Raw genomic sequence first — 17,055 nt, forward strand, 5'->3', positions numbered from 1 at the left:
ACTAAAAAAACGAGCAATGATCACATAAAACCTATCAATTCCGGCTCAATATATGCATGTTTTATTTAGACAGCGAATCATTTTTCTCCATCAAACTTAGCCCTCATTCAGTGTGGATATGTGACAAAACAATATGTCTCACAAATACACTCGCGCGCAATATATAGTGAGCTCACAGAAAAACATAGCAAGATCACAAAAAAACAGATCTACGCCCCTCATATTTTTACTTTGGATGAGGGATGGCCCAATTGACTGTTCTACACTTTGCCTTCATCCGATCAACATTCCATACCACAATTCGTGAAGCATGAACAAAATTACCCTTTACCAAGTCTTTACTCGCCTTTTTGGCAATATCTGTACCGCCAACGTTCCTTGGGGAACTCGCGAACAAAATGGTGTTGGCAAATTCAGCGATTTGACGCCTCGCGCACTAGAGGCCATTCGAGATCTCGGCATCTCCCATGTTTGGTATACCGGTGTGCCGCACCATGCGCGGGTCACCGACGATTCGCAATGTGGAATACGCAGTGATCATCCCAGTATCGTCAAGGGCAGAGCAGGGTCGCCCTATGCCGTGAAGGACTATTACAGCGTCAATCCCGACCTTGCTGACAATCCGGAACACAGAAATCAAGAGTTTGAGGCGCTGATTGCGCGCACTCATAAAGCGGGGCTTAAAGTGATCATCGACATAGTCCCGAACCATGTCGCGCGGGTTTACCAAGGACACAATAACCCACCTGGCGTGCGCGACTTTGGCGCCGACGATGACACCTCAGTAATCTATCATCGTGACAATAATTTCTATTACTTGCCCGGCGAACACTTCTCAGTGCCTGACGAATTGGCGACGAATCCCCCGCTCGGGGGAGAGGCTCATCCCGCATTAGAAGAAGCGTACGTTGAGTACCCAGCCAAATGGACCGGCAACGGTTCACGCTTGGCTCAGCCCAACGCCGACGACTGGTATGAAACGGTAAAAATCAATTATGGGGTAAGGCCCGACGGTAGCCACGATTTTGCCTCTCTGCCTGCGCACTATCGCCATTTAGATTGCGGCGAACACCTGCATTTTTGGCAATCGCAAAATGTGCCGGACTCTTGGACGAAATTTCGTGATATCGCGCTTTACTGGCTAGACAAAGGCGTCGACGGGTTTCGATTTGATATGGCCGAGATGGTACCGGTCGAGTTTTGGAGCTACCTCAACGCACACATTAAGCACACCAACTCCGACGCGATAGTGATTGCCGAGGTATACCAACCCGATCGTTATCGTGATTACATCCAACTGGGCAAGATGGACTACCTCTACGACAAGGTGGATCTGTATGATCACCTGATTAAGGTCACCCAAGGATGCGCTTCCACCAGCAAGATAGGCCGCATTGAATACCAACTGCGCGATATTGAGCATCATATGCTCAAATTTATGGAGAACCATGACGAGCAACGTCTCGCTTCACCCGCGTGTTGCGCTTCGGGTGAAAACGCCATACCGGCCATGTTAGTCTCGGCGTGCCTATCGAGCGCGCCGACCATGATCTATTTCGGCCAAGAAGTTGCAGAACCCGGCGCTGAAATGGCCGGCTATGGCCAGCCGTCTCGAACCTCTATTTTTGACTACATTGGTATCCCTCATCACCAACGCTGGATGAATAACGGCCAGTTTGATGGCGGCCAACTCACCGAGCAAGAACGCACACTGCGTCACTTCTACCAAAGGCTGCTTAACTTAACGTTAAACAGCCCTGCGCTGTGTGGCGACTACCATGATCTCTATGCCGACAACCACCAAGCCTTTGGTGATGGCGAAGATTACCTGTACGCCTTCGCGCGCTCTTGCTCGACGCAAACCTTGATCATCGCCACTAATTTTAGCCAAACGCAGTCTCATGAGGTGACGTTAACGTTAAACGAAGCGCTCATCGCCCAATGGCAACTCACTGAGGGGACCTACGTCTTGACCAACTGCCTGAGCGGCGACACACACCAACTGCAGGTCAAAAATGGGATTGGCCAAGCCACTCTGAATTTTACGCCACTGTGCGCTTTTTACTTGGAACTAGGGGAAACACTATGACGCTGCCATATCTTTTTCATGGCCAATCTCGCGATTGGGTCACGCTAGATGAGACCAAACCTATCCTCACCCTGCGTTTAGCGACGGAAAAAGGCATTCACTTTGATAAGGTTCTCGTGCGCCATGAACCCGACAACGAAGAGTATTTGGTGGCCATGACCCGCGTCGACGAGACGCCCTATTTGGATATCTGGTCGGCCAGTTTCCCACTCAATCAAGATCGCGCCATCACGCACTATGTCTTCAAGCTGCTGAGCAACCAGCGTCAGTACTGGCTCGATGGCCGGCAAGTGAGCACCCGCATGCCGGGTAAAGAGACGCACTTTAAGTACAATCGCGAACATCAGCCACCTAAGTGGGTCAGCCAACAAGTGTTTTACCAAATTTTCCCTGACCGCTTTTGCAACGGCAAGCCAGAGTTAAGCGTGAAAGAGGGCGAGTATCTGGTGTCTCGTGGTACTAAGCCAGTCATCCGTAAACGCTGGGGCGAACCCGTCGATTTGGAGGGCAATGGCGGCTGCGAATTTTATGGCGGCGATCTCTACGGCGTTGAAAGTAAACTCGATTACTTACAATCACTGGGTGTGACGGCGCTCTACCTCAATCCGATTTTTACCGCACCCAGCAACCATAAGTATGACACCGCGGATTATCGCAACGTCGACGACCACCTTGGCAGCAACGCCCATTTTGCTCAATTATGTGAGCAATTACGCGCGCGAAACATGCGCATCATGTTGGACGCCGTCTTCAATCATACCTCCACCGAGCACCCGTGGTTTAACTTGCAAGGCTGGCATGACACCCTAGGCGCGTATCAATCGGTGAACTCACCTTACCGTGATTACTACTTGTTTAAAGATGAGGGCCAAGATTACATCGGTTGGAAGGGCATACAATCCCTGCCTGTGCTCAATTTTGACAACCCAGAGGTAAGAGAATACCTCTATCAAGGGGACGATGCGGTGATCAAGCATTGGCTAAAACCGCCCTACTCCATTGATGCTTGGCGATTTGATGTGATTCATATGCTGGGCGAAGGGGAAGGGGCAAAGAACAACGCGCACTACGTCAAAGCTTTTCGTGACGCTGCCAAGCAAGTCAACCCGGATTGCTACGTACTGGGCGAGCACTTCTTTGAAGCGACTCAATGGCTGCAAGGCGATCAAGAAGATGGCGCAATGAACTACTATGGGTTTGCACATCCACTCAGAGCACTGCTGACAGGTTTAGACATCGCGTTTGATCCAATCGACATCAATGTGAGCGAGTTTTTGGATTGGCAAGCCGAGGCGAGAGCGAAACTGCCGTGGGCCAATCAATTAGCGCAGTTGAATCAGCTCGACAGCCACGATACTGCGCGCTTTGTTGAGCTAGTTAAAGAGGAACCCGAAAAATACGCCTTGGCTGCCACGCTGCTATTTAGCTATGTCGGCGTACCCTGCGTCTATTACGGCAGTGAATTGGCACTCGAAGGCAGTCATGACCCCGATAATCGCCGCTGCATGCCGTGGGATAAGGTGGATGCCAACCCCACTCTGGCTCTGTTTCAGGCATTGATCGCCGTGCGCAAACAACACCCAGCGCTGCAATACGGTGATTACGTCCCTCTGGTACACGACGGCAACAGCTTTGTGTTTGCGCGTACCCTAAGCGATGAAGTGATTGTTGCCGCCTTTAACGTCAGCAACCAAAACCAAATCGTCTCTATTCCACTGTGGAAGCTCACCAAACCGGTGTTTGTGTTGACCGACTTACTCGACAAACACGCCCTCCCCGTCGAAGGAGAATCTATGCAGATTACCCTACCAGCGATGGGCGCTCGGCTGCTTGGTGGCTAAACTGTAATTCAACCAGGCGCTGATAGAGCTCGCATGACTCGAGCAGCGCCGCATGGCTGCCTTGGTCAACTAACCGGCCCCCGTCGAGTACAGCAATACTGTCCGCGTGTTGAATGGTCGATAGACGATGCGCAATGATCAACGTCGTGCGACCTTGCATCAGTTGCTCAAGCGCCTGCTGAACGTGATGTTCACTTTCACTGTCGAGTGCACTGGTGGCCTCATCGAGCAGTAATATCGCGGGATCTTTCAGAATCGCTCGCGCAATCGCAATGCGCTGCCTTTGACCACCGGACAAACGCACACCGCGCTCGCCGAGAAAACTGTGGTAACCGTCAGGCAGCGCCATAATGAACTCGTGCGCATGGGCTTTTTTCGCCGCCAGCATCACCTCTTCATCACTCGCGTCTGGACGACCATAACGAATATTGTGCATCACATCTTGGCTAAACAGGGTCGGCTGTTGAGGAACCAGCGCCATATACTCGCGCAGTTGACTCGGTTCAAACTGCTTCACATCACGCCCTGCGATGCGCACCTGACCAGATTGCGGGTCATAAAAGCGTTGTAGCAGTTCAAATAGCGTGGTTTTTCCTGCGCCTGACGGACCAACAAGCGCCAGCACTTGACCATCTGCGACCTTAAGCGAGAGGTTATCGATTGCCGCCACATCTGGCCGCGATGGGTAGTGAAACGTCACCTGATCCAGTTGCACGCTCGCTCCTTGGATTGGGCTGTCGCTCATGGCCTCACTCGGCCCGACAATATCACTTTGCACTTGAAGAATGTCGACCAAACGCTCTGTTGCCCCCGCCGCGCGTTGCAGCTCGCCCATGACCTCAGACAATGTGCCTAACGAGGAAGCGACCATAATGGCGTAGAACACGAACGCGCCCAAATCGCCAGCCGACATGGTGCCATGAATCACATCTCTTCCGCCGACCCAAAGCATCCCTGCAATCGCAGTAAAGACGATCACAATCACTCCGGAAATCAATATGGCGCGCTGCTTCACTCGCTGACGGCCAACGTCGTAGGCCTTTTCAACTTCAGTGGCAAAGGCCGCACGCTCAAACGCCTCACGGGAATAACTTTGCACCGTTTTAATCTGTTCGACCGCTTCGCCGGCGTAACTGCCGACATCCGCCATTGAGTCTTGGCTACGTCGTGATAAAGCGCGAACTTTACGGCCATAAAAAAGAATCGGGACCAACACAAACGGCACGGACGCCAGCACCACCAAAGTTAATTTCACATTGGTGGCAAACAGCATCACTATCGCGCCTAAACACATGAGTGCGCTGCGCATCGCCATGGAGAAAGAGGATCCAATGATACTTTGCAACAAGGTGGTATCGGTGGTGAGGCGTGACATGATCTCGCCACTGCTGTTGGTTTCAAAGTAACTGGGATGCAAAGAAATCACATGATTAAACACCGCGAGGCGTATATCCGCACTGACGCGTTCCCCCACCGATGAGACCAGATAAAAGCGAAAGAAGGTGCCCACCGCAATCATGATGGTGACCGCCACGATATAGAGAATCGCTTGCTCAAGCTCCGCCAATGACTGCTGTGAAAAGCCATTGTCGATAAGCATGCGTACCCCTTGACCCACCGAAAGCGTCAACGAGGCAGTCACCACCAACGCAATCAACGCGCCGATGACCTGCCAGCGATAAGGACGCACAAAAGCCAGTAACTCGAATAAAATCGCTAAGCTTTTACGTGATTGGGCACTTGGTGTTGCCGAAGATGTCTGATTTTGCTGATTGGTGGATGCTCGTCCCATCAAATGGTCTCTTTTTCCGTCGTGATGACGCTAGGCTATTGAACAGCTTCGAGACTACCACCTCACACACTAGCATGCACCCATTGGCTTTATCAATAAAAGAGGAATGAACGCATCGACACCGCGCCCAGTTCAATGCCACCTGTGATAGAGAAAAGCCGATCTTGTTCATCCGACGCTCCCGCAACCGTTAGCGCAGGCACATAGTGCTCAAGCGTTGGATTCGCTTGATAAAGCAGAGAACCCAGCTCACGCGTATCCGCCAAGGATGAAAAGCGTCGCGTTTGCAGCGCCTGACCGACTTTATCATCGAACTCTAGCGCCCAATCATGAACATGACCGTCTAAATCCAGAGCGCGTAGGTTGTGCACCACGTTGCCAGAGCCGAGAATTAAGACGCCACTGTGGCGAAGTTCACGCAATGTTTTACCGAGATTGAGATGCCAGTCGAGCGGCTTCGTAACATCAATCGACATCTGGAACACAGGAACGTTGGCCTCTGGGTAAAGAGATTTCAGCAGCGCCCACGCGCCGTGATCAAGCCCCCACGTCTCATCTTCATGGGCGTTGATGTGGTCAAGCAACTGCACCACTTCTCGCGCGAGCCTTGGCGCCCCGAGGGCCGGATATTGCTCTTCATACAGGGCATTGGGAAAGCCGTAAAAATCATGAATGGTGCGAGGCTGCGCAGAAACATCGACCAGGGTCGAGCCTTGGCTCATCCAATGAGCAGACAGCACCAAGATCGCTTGAGGGGTGGGTAAACTGGCACCCAGTTCCATCCACGAACGACTGTAGCGGTTGTCTTCAATGATATTCATCGGTGAGCCATGACCCAGGAAGATCACTGGCATGCGTTCGGATGCGCTCAATGAGCGTTTTAGTTGTTGATAAGTCACGTTGGTCATTGTTGTGCCTCATAGTATTCGCTGGAGATGCTCCCTTGTAAGTAGGAGCGGATGAACTCAGTATGCGCAAAATAAATAATGAACACTATGTAGATTATGTGGAATAATTATCTATATTTTGTTCGTAATTTCGATTGATCTTAGGAGGATACCCGTGGATAAAATGGATGGACTTAGAGCCTTTGTCGCCACCGCGCAAACGGGATCGTTTACCGCAGCGGCGCAAAGGCTTGGCATCTCTAACCGACTCACCTCCAAATATGTGGCTCAATTGGAAGCGCAGGTCGGCGCCCGCCTGTTGCAACGCACGACACGCAATGTCAGTGTCACCAGTGCGGGGTTGCGCCTACTCGAGCAAGCGCCACGTCTTCTCGCCGAATTTGACGAACTGTTCGAGCAAGTCGGTCGCAGTCATCAACAACTCTCTGGGCCACTCAAAATCTCCGCCCCCATCACCTTTGGTGAACTCTACCTGCAAGATCTACTGCGCCGCTTTGCCTTGCTTCATCCAGAGATTGAACTCGACCTGCGCTTAACCGATGATTTCGTTGATCTAGCGATGGAGGGATTTGATCTTGCTTTTCGCATCGGCCTGCCCGACAACGCTTCCGTTCGTGGCCGTAAGTTAGGCATTATTCACAGCCAGTTAGTGGCCTCTGCGGAGTATTTGGCCGCCCACGGCACGCCGATTAGCATCGACGATTTAGCGCAACATCGGTTGATTATTGACACCAATCGGCAAGGTTACCAACGTTGGACATTTACGCGAGAGGGCGTCCAGAGTGACTTCAAACCGCGCAGCCAACTTAAAGTCAACAGTGCGCGCGTGGCACAAGAGTGGGCAGAGCAAGGGATGGGTATCGCTTTGTGCCCCGATTTTGTCACTCACGCTGGCATCAAAAGTGGGCGTTTGGTTCGGGTACTGGACGATTACGACCTCGGCACACGTTCGATGTACGCCATCTATCTAGCCGGGCATGAAATTCCACGTAAAGTCCGCGCGCTGATCGATTTTGCCCATCAAGAACTGTCATCCACAATCTAACCTATCTACCCAGCAAGGCTTGGCGTATGATGCGAGGCTATTGCGAATAATAATGAGAAGTCAGCTCAAGCTCCCCTTGAGCCATTTACTGCTATGAACGTCAATACGCCAACCTACCTTATCCCCGTTGGGGTTCGATTTATGCTCTTGTCTGCACTGGGCTTTGCTCTGATGTCGGCAAGCGTCAAGTACGTCAGTGAGCACGGTATTCCTGTGTTTGAGATTGTTGCATCGAGGGCATTGGTGTCACTCATCATCAGCTATCTGGATGTGAAGCGTAAGCGCCTCTCGGTATGGGGACACAATCGTAAATTGCTCCTCGTTCGCGGCGCCGTGGGCACCTTCGCGTTGATGTGTGTCTACTATTCGGTCACCACGCTTCCCCTTGCGGAAGCGACCATCTTGCAATACGTACACCCGGTGTTCACCGCGCTGCTTGGCGTGCTGTTTTTAAAGGAGCGCATTCAAAGCGCCACCGTAGTGTGCATCGCTCTCTGTTTAACCGGGCTTGCCGTGATGATGCAACCCAACTTCAGTGACAGTGTTCACCATGAACTGCCTCCACTTAGTGTGATGCTCGCGCTCGGCGGCGCGTTTGGCAGTTCGATTGCTTACGTCATCGTTCGTAAATTGAGCCAAACCGAAGACAGCTCAGTGATCATTTTCTATTTCCCATTGGTCGCCCTACCTACCTCTTTACTACTGATGGGCGATAACGTCGTTTGGCCAAGCTTGCCAATCCTGTGCATGTTGGTCCTGGTGGGCATTTTCACCCAAATTGGCCAATACGGTTTGACGAAAGCAATGCAAACCCAAGAAGCAGGCAAAGCCTCGGCGTACTCTTACGTGCAAATCGTCTTTTCTACCCTAATTGGTGTTTGGGTCTTTAATGAAGTGCCATCGCTATGGACCTACCTAGGCGGCACATTGATCATTACCGGCGCTTTGATCAATGTGTTTGGACGGAAAATGCTGCCACCTCTTCGTAAAAGAAATGGGGCAACACGGGCGAAATAGCCGATTCATCGAGGCGAACCTTAAGGTCAACGGTGACAGCGCCGTTGACCCAGCGCCCCACATCACGCGCTCGGCGCGTGACACTCGGGTTCTGCTTTGTGACTCATCATTTCAAACACCACCAGCAACAAGGCGGCAGTGATGGCCCCCGCCAAACAGAGATATAACGCGCTGTAATAGTTATACAGCTCGGCGACCACACCCACCGCGAGGCTCGAAACAAGGGTACTGATGTTCAGCATGTTGGAAAACAGCGTCGATGCGGTTCCGAGGCGATCCTTCATCATGTCTTGCAATGCCACCATACCTAAGGTCGCGCATATACCAATAAAGAAACCATTCAGCAATTGAGCAAACAGCATCACGCTAAATTGGGTTTCTACGAGCATCACCAAATAGAACAGCGCACCAGAGACAACCGCGGTCGTCATCACCCTTGTCGTACCAAATTTGTCCGCCATACGGCCGGCGGCCAGCATCACCGGAATCTCAAAGGCGGCCGCAGCCCCAAACAATAGCCCAAGCCAAGTGGCATCGACCACTAGTTCTTGAGAGAGGTAAAGCGGAATACTGATGATGTAGAGGTTATTCGCTGAAAAAGCGCACACCACGATCACGCAGTACAACAGCACACGTTTACCCAGAGGTTTATTGACGCGACTTGCTGAGCGCTCCTCTTGCGTCACCACATTCGAGGGGATCTGCTTGACGACCACCCAAATACCCAAGGCCACGATCACAGCCGAGACCGCAAACGAGGCGCTAAAGCCAAACTGAGCTTTGAGCATAAACGCTGCGGGTGGGCCGAACACCCACGCAATCGCTAGTCCTGCTCGCATAGTCGCAACAAAACGCGTGCTGTTGTCGACATGACGGTCACCATACTCACGCCCAAGAGCGAACAATTGACCAAACGAAGCGCCACTGACGCTGCCGAACAGTGTGACCACAGCAACCGCCAACCAGTAGTTACGAATCACAGTAAAGCTCGCCACGGTAATGAGGTAGCTGCTTAACGAGACGACTAAAATGGTTTTGCGATTCCAATGGCTGTCTGATCGTTTGGCGATCGCCGACGAGACCCATACCGAACTGCTGACCGCCACCACCATGTAGAGGCTCAACATCAATGGTGAAGCACCCAGTTCTTGCACAATGAAGAGACTCGATAATGGATAGAAAAACGCGCCGCACAAGCCGGTGACAAAAGTGGTAAATATAAAATAGAGTGCGGTTTTATCCCGGTACATGGCGGACTCCCCATCCAGACACATTGAGAACGAACACAGCGAATACGCCGCAAGCAATGTCCGTCAGTCTACGCCAATCCCCCGCCGATAATGGTAGTATTCGAGCCAGGTTTGATACTATTCCTTCAACTTTATACTACTCTTTGACAGAAAAGCGTCATGTAGCTAGGCTAGTGTCCAACCAAGGAGAACATTGTGAAGCCATTTAAAGAGCATGTACTGACAACCCCTAGCTTTGACTGGCTGGTGCGTGAATTTCGTTGCCGAGAGCACAACGATCAGTACGCCTGCTCATGGCACTATCACAGTGAGTATGAGTTGGTGCTCTATCTCGATCCGTACTCAGTGTTTCAGGGTAACTATTACGCCGGTGATGCGATTGGCGAGATTGTGGATCATACTCTGCTGCTTTATGGGCCTGGACTGCCCCACATGCTCGCAGGCAAAAGTGTTGCCTCAGAGAACAGTGAGCAACACACGGTGATCATTTGGTTCTCACAGCACTGGGTGGATCAACTGCAACACTTAGTGCCCGAAGGGAGACACCTCTCTCGCTTGCTGAGCCAAGCTTCGCACGGGCTGCATTTTAGCCCTGAGATTGCCCAGAAAGTGGCCAATATCATGGAAGGGTGTATCCATCTGCCGCGCCATCACCAAGTGGTCAAAGTCATTGACGTGCTGCTCACGCTTGCCGACGATCTTAAGGCGACCAAACTCTGCACTTCACCATATCGCATTCAGCCTTTGTCCTCCCAGCACGACACGGATCGCCGCATTGAACTGGCCACGCATTACATTGAGCAACACTACGCACAAAGCATCACAATGGCCGCGTTGTGTCAAACACTGCACATAAGTGAAAGCTCCGCCTATCGATTGTTTGAAAAACACTATGGGGTAAGTTTCTCTGAGCATCTCAAGCAGTATCGCGTGGGCAAAGCCTGCGAGCTGCTAGCCAGTACTCGTCTGCCGATCGCCCTTGTTGCAGAGCGTACCGGCTTTAAAAACCTCTCCAACTTTAACCGTCAATTCAAAGGGGTTAAGGCGATGACGCCGAGCGAATTTCGCCAACAGTTTATCTCTCCCTTAACGGTAAAATCCTCTCCCTAGCATGTTGTTGGCCTTAACCGCAGACGAAAAAGTATGAACACTCTCTCCTCCTTTTGCCTGCAACACGACACCTCTAACCGTCTCAGGGCTTAGAAGAGACACAACACAAACTTTCGTTCATAGCGGAGCCTCTCACCCTGTTCTATCTAATCAAGTACCTATGGATAGAAGAGGCTTACCCGATGTCCTTTCCCTTGACGAAATTCTCCCTAACAACCTTGACCCTACCCTGCTTAAGCGCATTGCTCTTGTCCAACACGACATTCGCGCAAGAAGAGGCGGCTAGACCGTTAACTGTGGGCGATGTGATCGCACGACCCGGCGTACTGACACCGAAAGGAAAACTCACTTTTGACGCCTCACTCAGTTACACGCAAAACTCATCCAATAAAGTCTCTGTGGTTGGGTATACCGTGTTACCGACGCTGATTGTTGGACGTATCGAGGTGAGTGATTCAGACAGAACCACCATTACCGCAGGGATGAGTGCGCGTTATGGACTCACCAACACAACAGAGTTGGAACTGCGCTTACCGTTTGTGTATCGAAACGATCAAATCTCTACCCGCCCAATCCAAGACGGTGCGCAAGACAACACGGTCAATATCACGCTAGATGGAGGGGGATTAGGCGATGTGGAGTTAGCGCTGCGCCATCAATTCAATGTTGACTCAACGCCTTACTGGATTGGCGGCCTAAGCGTCAAATCAGACAGCGGAAAGTCGCCCTATGACATCGAGATCGACGACACCACCAATACCTACAAAGAGGTCCCAACCGGATCCGGTTTTTGGAGCATTGAGCCCAGCCTTTCGATGATCTATCCGACCGACCCTGCCGTCCTCTTTACCAGTTTCAGCTACATTTACAATTTTGAAGATGACGTCAATGTAGGGGACAGCAGCAGTGCCGTAAAATTGGGTGATACCCTTTCATTAGGCGCGGGGATTGGCTTTTCAGTCAATCCTGATCTGTCGTTTTCGCTCGGCTTGAGCCACAAAACGATATTGAAAAGCACACTGGATGGCGAAGAGGCGGACGATGCAAAACTACTGCAACTGGATTCGATCAACTTTGGTGTCAACTACGCGTTTTCAAAGACATCGTCATTGAACGTCAACGCTCAGGCAGGCTTAACCGAAGACACCCCCGACTTCCAACTGACAGTGAGGGTGCCGTTCAGTTTCTAATATCCTCCGATCAATAAGGCATCTTGAAGCTTGGTGCGACTGCGAATCTGTTGCACTAAGCCGCTGACTTGAGCGTCAATATTGACAATCGTATCCACCCCCAGCACGCTGTGATCGAGTGTATTTTGAATCACATTAGTGATGCTTGCTGAGGTGATCGACGCCGATGTACTGTTGGTCACATCCAGTGAATTGACTAACGCTGCTGGGTTGACACTCACATCTCCTGCAATCTGATTGCCTTCGCCTACTTGAACAACATTCACCACATCGGTGACAGGCACCGCAGTCGTTGTAGTCGACGAGTCCGTTGGATTGGCTTGCCGGACTTTATAGTTCGCCGACTGCTTGAGCAGTTGACCGTTTTCAAACACCAAGTTGGCGATTTGCGTATTAAAGACCGATTGTCCATTAACACTGCTTCGTACACTCAAGCCTATATTGATGACGTAGTCTCTGTTGATTTGAAACCCTCCTCGATACAGAGCCAATCTCGATTGACTCATGGGTGTCAGTTGAACTTGCTGTATATCAATGGCATCAGCAAACACGGACATCGACGCCATGCTGGCTAATACTCCTATTACCACCTTTACCGTTTTCATAATGTCGCCCTAAAGGCTAGTATTCCCCGGCCTCTGGTAACGTGATCGAAAATACCCCGAGAGATTCTCGAGATACCCCTGTGCTTAATGGTGCGCTATGATAAACCGCGAAGTGATCATCGGTAATAAACGAGGCCCTCCCCACTTCCGCTTTATTGCGAATCAGCAGGACAACACCTTGATAGTACTGTTCAAACTCTTCAAAGCTCATCATCATGGTGCCACGAGAAGGATCGCCTAAGATCACAGAATGTTGGTTCATTCCCTTTATGACCACAAAGTGAAGATAACCGTCAAAGTTCACTAAGGTCACCCCAGGGACACCTACCTGTTTCATTTTCTCCAAACTGATCTGAAATCCATCTGCGCGCAGCCCTTGAGCGTCAAGATACTGCTTCATATCCAGCAACGAAAAGCCTTGTTGCTCAATGAGGGCTTGATCCCCATTTGAGAACATCACTTCAAATATCTCTTGTTCGGCGGAAGGGGTTTGGTAGTGGTAAGTCAGAAGGGAAGCCAGCGCCGCAGAGCCACAACTAAAATCGTATTGTTGACGATGCACGTCACCAAACTGCAACTCCTTGTAGCTTTTTACGGGCACGCTGTACATTCCGCGCTGGGGGAGAAAATTGAGAGCTTGAGCAGAAGAACAGAGCATCGCTCCTACCCAAGCTAAAATTACGCACCAAAGTTTCATGGTCATTTCAGTGTTAAATTGACAACTGTTGAGTTTTGTATCAACACATTATTGCCAGTGTTTTGGACCACGCTCGTGATACCTGAGCTGTGCATGAGCGCACTACTCGCGATCACGTTGTTCCCCGTGACACTGTTTGTCACCGCATTTCCTGCGTTGATACCATTTATCTCTGACGACGCAGTCACACTCTCGATGTCGATGTGATATTGGCCTCCACGGGAGCTGTCGAGTTGCTGCTCCGACAGCCCCGGTTGTTCCAATATCAACTCATCGGCATAAGCAGATAGCGTGCCCAACGTCATCAGGACGAATAGAGCTGTACGCATCGCTTTGCTCCTAGAGTGCGAACTTAATCGGTAAACACAGACGCGTTAGTGGATACAGACTGTTGGATCAATGAGTTTGAACCCGCATTCTGCGCCACAGTCACGATACCCGCTGCACTGCCAAAGCCATCCATACGATTGATGTTGTCTACGCTCACACGGCCTTTGTTTCCACCGGCACCGTAAACGACAGATACACCCGATACGCTACCGCCCAGTGTTGAGCTGGCCACAACCGTGTCGGAGTCGAGATCAATCTCATAGGTATTAGTGTAGGTATTGGCACTGTTGTTCCAAGTATTACTGTTATCACTGCCATCGTTGTAGCTGCCATTAGTACTGGAATTGGTGTTACCACTGGCGACCGTTGCAGTATTACCACTATCGTCAACACTGTTGTCGATATCAGTATTCGCCTCGGTATACGTAGCAGTGTTACCACTGTCGTCAACACTGTTATCCGTCATGGTGTTACCACTCGCTAAATTCGCCGTATTTCCACTATTGGCCACACTGTTGTCAGTATCGGTGTTCGCTTCGGTATACGTCGCTGTGTTACCACTATCGTCAACGCTGTTGTCCGTCATGGTGTTGCCGCTGGCTAAATTCGCCGTATTCCCACTGTTGGCCACACTGTTGTCGGTATCATTGTCATACACCGTTTGCGTTTGCGTCACGGTGTTGGCACTGTCGTCCCAGTTGTTACTTGAATCTGTATTGTGACTTAGAAAGTCGTCACTGTTATTGTTATCGGCCCACGCAATACCACTCACAAATAGCGCTGACATCGCGACAGCAATACCGGTTTTTTGAAGATTCATAATGTGCACTCCATTAAGTTGACTGATTGTTCCTCGCCCTAAGGCAAGCTCAGTATAGGGGGTGCGCAATTTGGAATTGTCTCACCGCTAAGACTGTCTAAAGCCAGACACCAGCAATTTAGGGAACACTTATCACTGCTTGTTTTTTTAATCTTTAAAAACAATATCTTATCAGACACTGCTGACTGAAGTATGAAAGAAGATGACTATTTTGGAGGGAAAAAGTATGACGTGTTTACGGCTAATTTCAGTCTTGCACGCTCATACAGTCATGATGAAAGATAAAGTCAGAGCAAAGTTAACCTACTGATTTAAAATCACAAAACAACGTCCCTACTAAGCGCTTAGTTTATATACCGCCGATCATGTTGAAACTAAAGGTCACCGTCCTAATCCGCTTCTAGTCTCTCTTTATGATTTTACGCAGTCATACTGGGCGCTGGCGTATACTTACCCCTATTGAAAGGACGATGTTTAGAGGCTTTCGACGTTCATTTTGTTGCCAGGATGGGAAACCCATGGATACCTATACACTGATGCTCCTGACGCAAAAAAATTTGCAAAGTAGCTTAATTCAACAACAGCTCTCAACCATTAAGAATGTCAGCGTTGAGAGTTGCGCGCCAGAGCAATTGGTCGAGCTTTCCGGTAAGCGCAAAGTGGATCTGGTCGTGGTGGATTACGCCTACTTAGACGATATGTTACGCGAAGACGCCCTGCCCGACTTCGAGCTGCTCGGATTTGGTTTGCTCGTTCATAATGTACCGGAAGAGGCACAAAATTTTACCTTTGTGCGTTGGAAGTTTTTGCGCGGCCTACTCCTTCAATCCGCTTCGGTCGACCACTTAACACAGAGTGTAAAATACATTTTGTCCGGTGGATTGTGGCTGCCCAGAAAATGCCTAGAACGCACCGTGCTCCACTATCGAGATCCGGACACCGTCCAACACGACTACTACGCCAACTTGACCTGCCGAGAGAAGCAGATTCTAGATTTAATCTATCATGGCAAATCTAACCAGCAGATCGCCAACCAACTCTATCTCGCTGAAAGTACGGTCAAAAGCCACATCTACAAACTGTATAAAAAGCTGCATGTACACAAGCGAAAAGAGGCGGCGCAGGTCGTCCGAGCGGTCCAAAACGCCACGGGGCTTTAATTCAATGTGTGTGATTGAGCTTGGAACTTAATCATTTTGCTTGATCGTTTTGAAAGAATCGCTCCAGATTCACGCCCACCGTCATACCGCCGATAAATCGCCCTGTTTGGCTGTCGCGGATAGGAACACTGATTTGGGTTTGAAACAGATTGGTCGAAGGATCGTACTGAATGTCGTCAATAAACATGTCGATGCCGTTCAAGAGCCTCAAATACTTGGGCTCATCGCCTTGCCACAAGTCTGATGTCACCACACTTTGCCCTACGTTATAGCCTTGAGCATCAAAAATCATGATCTCAGAGAAGATCTCTTGGCTCTGTTGCTGAACTTGAATCAGATGTTGTGAGAGCGTATTGCCCATTAAGGCATCAAAATTGTTTTTCATTTGCCTGTGTTGAGGATCTTTATTCGCTACCGCGACGGCATCACTGACCAACACGCTTTTCGCCAAAGGCACAATATCTTGCGTGGCGAACTGCTTAAGCACTTGCTCCTCCTTATCACTCAACGAGTAGGATACGCTCGAACAGACAGGAATATAGCTGTTGAACCTTGCCATGAAGCCTTCATTTTCGTTTACGAACTCATTATTAAAGTAAATACCCAATGCAGAGAATTTCAAAAACTGCGAGTTAAGCTGCGACACTCGGTCCATCGGGTAAGAGCCGGAGGCAATTTCACTGTTGAACGCATTCAGGTCAATGGCGATCACCTCGATGCGATTTTTCAGTAGCAGGTTGATCAACTGTGCCGAATCTTTGGCGCGGATGATGGGGGTGTACATGGTTTGGCCTGATAACCAAGCATCTTGAGCACTGCCATGCACTACGCCGAGTTTGTCAAAATTGACGGTGTCACCGCTGTAGACCCAATACCACTTTTCCAGTACTAAAGGGTGCGTCAAGGTCGCATTACCAGAGAGCTCTGAGTTGTAGGTTGAAGAGAAAAAGCCATCCACGCCGCCGGTTTTCAACGACTGACTGGCGCGCTTCCACGGTGAAAGTTGGATACGGTAATCCATGTCCATATTTTCTAAGATGCACTTGACCGTATCCACCACAGTGCCATGTAGCTCGCCATTATCAAAGCTTTGATAAGGTCTAGAAATTTCCGTATAAAGCTCAACAGGATTGGCCCATGTCTTTACCCAAGGCATCAAAAGAATCCACCACACTGCGACTAAACGCGCCATCATCACTCT

The 17,055-nt window shown here is 50.2% G+C and carries 15 protein-coding genes; 7 read left to right on the top strand and 8 right to left on the bottom strand.

Translation table 11 applies throughout. From position 1 onward, the window contains the following. The first annotated feature begins 310 nt into the window (after window positions 1-310). Window positions 311-2,089, top strand: coding sequence for an alpha-amylase family protein (locus AC6R1A_RS16035; protein WP_500632962.1), 1,779 nt, complete (start codon window positions 311-313; stop codon window positions 2,087-2,089). Continuing rightward, a complete protein-coding gene (gene malZ, locus AC6R1A_RS16040; RefSeq protein ID WP_500632961.1) occupies window positions 2,086-3,930 on the top strand; it encodes a maltodextrin glucosidase in 1,845 nt (614 codons plus the stop codon). Before AC6R1A_RS16035 ends, malZ begins: the two co-directional genes overlap by 4 nt. Here the strand turns inward: malZ and AC6R1A_RS16045 are convergent. Together AC6R1A_RS16045 and ygiD are read right to left on the bottom strand one after the other, a co-directional pair. Further along, window positions 3,890-5,722 carry an ABC transporter ATP-binding protein/permease gene (locus AC6R1A_RS16045; RefSeq protein ID WP_500632960.1) on the bottom strand — a complete coding sequence of 611 codons (1,833 nt, stop codon included), beginning with the start codon at window positions 5,720-5,722 and terminating at the stop codon, window positions 3,890-3,892. The two genes, malZ and AC6R1A_RS16045, sit on opposite strands and share 41 nt — an antisense overlap. Before the next feature lie 92 nt (window positions 5,723-5,814). Beyond that, window positions 5,815-6,630, bottom strand: coding sequence for a 4,5-DOPA-extradiol-dioxygenase (ygiD, locus tag AC6R1A_RS16050; protein ID WP_500632959.1), 816 nt, complete (start codon window positions 6,628-6,630; stop codon window positions 5,815-5,817). Window positions 6,631-6,793: 163 nt separating this feature from the next. On the opposite strand from ygiD, the gene AC6R1A_RS16055 reads away from it, so the two are divergent. Together AC6R1A_RS16055 and AC6R1A_RS16060 are read left to right on the top strand one after the other, a co-directional pair. Then, entirely contained in the window at window positions 6,794-7,675 is an 882-nt protein-coding gene (locus AC6R1A_RS16055) for a LysR family transcriptional regulator (protein ID WP_487901659.1), read from the top strand. Window positions 7,676-7,768: 93 nt separating this feature from the next. Beyond that, window positions 7,769-8,692, top strand: a complete 924-nt coding sequence (locus tag AC6R1A_RS16060) for a DMT family transporter (protein WP_500632958.1) — start codon at window positions 7,769-7,771, stop codon at window positions 8,690-8,692. Window positions 8,693-8,754: 62 nt separating this feature from the next. Here the strand turns inward: AC6R1A_RS16060 and AC6R1A_RS16065 are convergent, their stop codons facing one another. Beyond that, window positions 8,755-9,942, bottom strand: a complete 1,188-nt coding sequence (locus AC6R1A_RS16065; protein WP_500632957.1) for a sugar efflux transporter — start codon at window positions 9,940-9,942, stop codon at window positions 8,755-8,757. 195 nt (window positions 9,943-10,137) lie between these two features. On the opposite strand from AC6R1A_RS16065, the gene AC6R1A_RS16070 reads away from it, so the two are divergent. Together AC6R1A_RS16070 and AC6R1A_RS16075 are read left to right on the top strand one after the other, a co-directional pair. Then, the gene (locus AC6R1A_RS16070) at window positions 10,138-11,052 is read left to right on the top strand and encodes a helix-turn-helix domain-containing protein (protein WP_500632956.1); all 915 of its coding nucleotides are present in this window, start codon (window positions 10,138-10,140) and stop codon (window positions 11,050-11,052) included. Window positions 11,053-11,234: 182 nt separating this feature from the next. Then, complete coding sequence (locus AC6R1A_RS16075; RefSeq protein ID WP_487901615.1) at window positions 11,235-12,242, top strand: transporter; 1,008 nt, start codon at window positions 11,235-11,237, stop codon at window positions 12,240-12,242. Here AC6R1A_RS16075 and AC6R1A_RS16080 read toward each other — a convergent pair. Genes AC6R1A_RS16080 through AC6R1A_RS16095 form a run of 4 tightly spaced genes read right to left on the bottom strand, consistent with a single transcriptional unit; the run spans window position 12,239 to window position 14,694 of the window. Next, on the bottom strand, window positions 12,239-12,847 hold the full coding sequence (locus tag AC6R1A_RS16080) for a hypothetical protein (RefSeq protein WP_500632044.1): 609 nt from the start codon (window positions 12,845-12,847) through the stop codon (window positions 12,239-12,241). The two genes, AC6R1A_RS16075 and AC6R1A_RS16080, sit on opposite strands and share 4 nt — an antisense overlap. Before the next feature lie 16 nt (window positions 12,848-12,863). Beyond that, complete coding sequence (locus AC6R1A_RS16085) at window positions 12,864-13,544, bottom strand: C39 family peptidase (protein WP_500629981.1); 681 nt, start codon at window positions 13,542-13,544, stop codon at window positions 12,864-12,866. Between the two features lie 2 nt (window positions 13,545-13,546). Further along, window positions 13,547-13,873, bottom strand: a complete 327-nt coding sequence (locus tag AC6R1A_RS16090; RefSeq protein WP_334551568.1) for a carbon storage regulator — start codon at window positions 13,871-13,873, stop codon at window positions 13,547-13,549. 23 nt (window positions 13,874-13,896) lie between these two features. Beyond that, the gene (locus AC6R1A_RS16095; protein ID WP_487901618.1) at window positions 13,897-14,694 is read right to left on the bottom strand and encodes a hypothetical protein; all 798 of its coding nucleotides are present in this window, start codon (window positions 14,692-14,694) and stop codon (window positions 13,897-13,899) included. Window positions 14,695-15,212: 518 nt separating this feature from the next. Here AC6R1A_RS16095 and AC6R1A_RS16100 point away from each other — a divergent pair. Then, the gene (locus AC6R1A_RS16100; RefSeq protein WP_487901619.1) at window positions 15,213-15,854 is read left to right on the top strand and encodes a helix-turn-helix transcriptional regulator; all 642 of its coding nucleotides are present in this window, start codon (window positions 15,213-15,215) and stop codon (window positions 15,852-15,854) included. Between the two features lie 31 nt (window positions 15,855-15,885). Here AC6R1A_RS16100 and AC6R1A_RS16105 read toward each other — a convergent pair whose 3' ends face one another. Then, on the bottom strand, window positions 15,886-17,049 hold the full coding sequence (locus tag AC6R1A_RS16105) for a transporter substrate-binding domain-containing protein (protein ID WP_500632650.1): 1,164 nt from the start codon (window positions 17,047-17,049) through the stop codon (window positions 15,886-15,888). Between the last annotated feature and the right edge of the window lie 6 nt (window positions 17,050-17,055).

The organism is Vibrio sp. R10-SG3-ISO3, assembly GCF_059834225.1.

Excerpts from the sequence above, each read along its gene's own strand:
- AC6R1A_RS16035 (WP_500632962.1), top strand. The coding sequence starts at position 311 with ATGAACAAAATTACCCTTTACCAAGTCTTTACTCGCCTTTTTGGCAAT.
- malZ (WP_500632961.1), top strand. The coding sequence starts at position 2,086 with ATGACGCTGCCATATCTTTTTCATGGCCAATCTCGCGATTGGGTCACG.
- AC6R1A_RS16045 (WP_500632960.1), bottom strand. The coding sequence starts at position 5,722 with ATGGGACGAGCATCCACCAATCAGCAAAATCAGACATCTTCGGCAACA.
- ygiD (WP_500632959.1), bottom strand. The coding sequence starts at position 6,630 with ATGACCAACGTGACTTATCAACAACTAAAACGCTCATTGAGCGCATCC.
- AC6R1A_RS16055 (WP_487901659.1), top strand. The coding sequence starts at position 6,794 with ATGGATGGACTTAGAGCCTTTGTCGCCACCGCGCAAACGGGATCGTTT.
- AC6R1A_RS16060 (WP_500632958.1), top strand. The coding sequence starts at position 7,769 with ATGAACGTCAATACGCCAACCTACCTTATCCCCGTTGGGGTTCGATTT.
- AC6R1A_RS16065 (WP_500632957.1), bottom strand. The coding sequence starts at position 9,942 with ATGTACCGGGATAAAACCGCACTCTATTTTATATTTACCACTTTTGTC.
- AC6R1A_RS16075 (WP_487901615.1), top strand. The coding sequence starts at position 11,235 with ATGTCCTTTCCCTTGACGAAATTCTCCCTAACAACCTTGACCCTACCC.
- AC6R1A_RS16080 (WP_500632044.1), bottom strand. The coding sequence starts at position 12,847 with ATGAAAACGGTAAAGGTGGTAATAGGAGTATTAGCCAGCATGGCGTCG.
- AC6R1A_RS16085 (WP_500629981.1), bottom strand. The coding sequence starts at position 13,544 with ATGAAACTTTGGTGCGTAATTTTAGCTTGGGTAGGAGCGATGCTCTGT.
- AC6R1A_RS16090 (WP_334551568.1), bottom strand. The coding sequence starts at position 13,873 with ATGCGTACAGCTCTATTCGTCCTGATGACGTTGGGCACGCTATCTGCT.
- AC6R1A_RS16095 (WP_487901618.1), bottom strand. The coding sequence starts at position 14,694 with ATGAATCTTCAAAAAACCGGTATTGCTGTCGCGATGTCAGCGCTATTT.
- AC6R1A_RS16100 (WP_487901619.1), top strand. The coding sequence starts at position 15,213 with ATGGATACCTATACACTGATGCTCCTGACGCAAAAAAATTTGCAAAGT.
- AC6R1A_RS16105 (WP_500632650.1), bottom strand. The coding sequence starts at position 17,049 with ATGATGGCGCGTTTAGTCGCAGTGTGGTGGATTCTTTTGATGCCTTGG.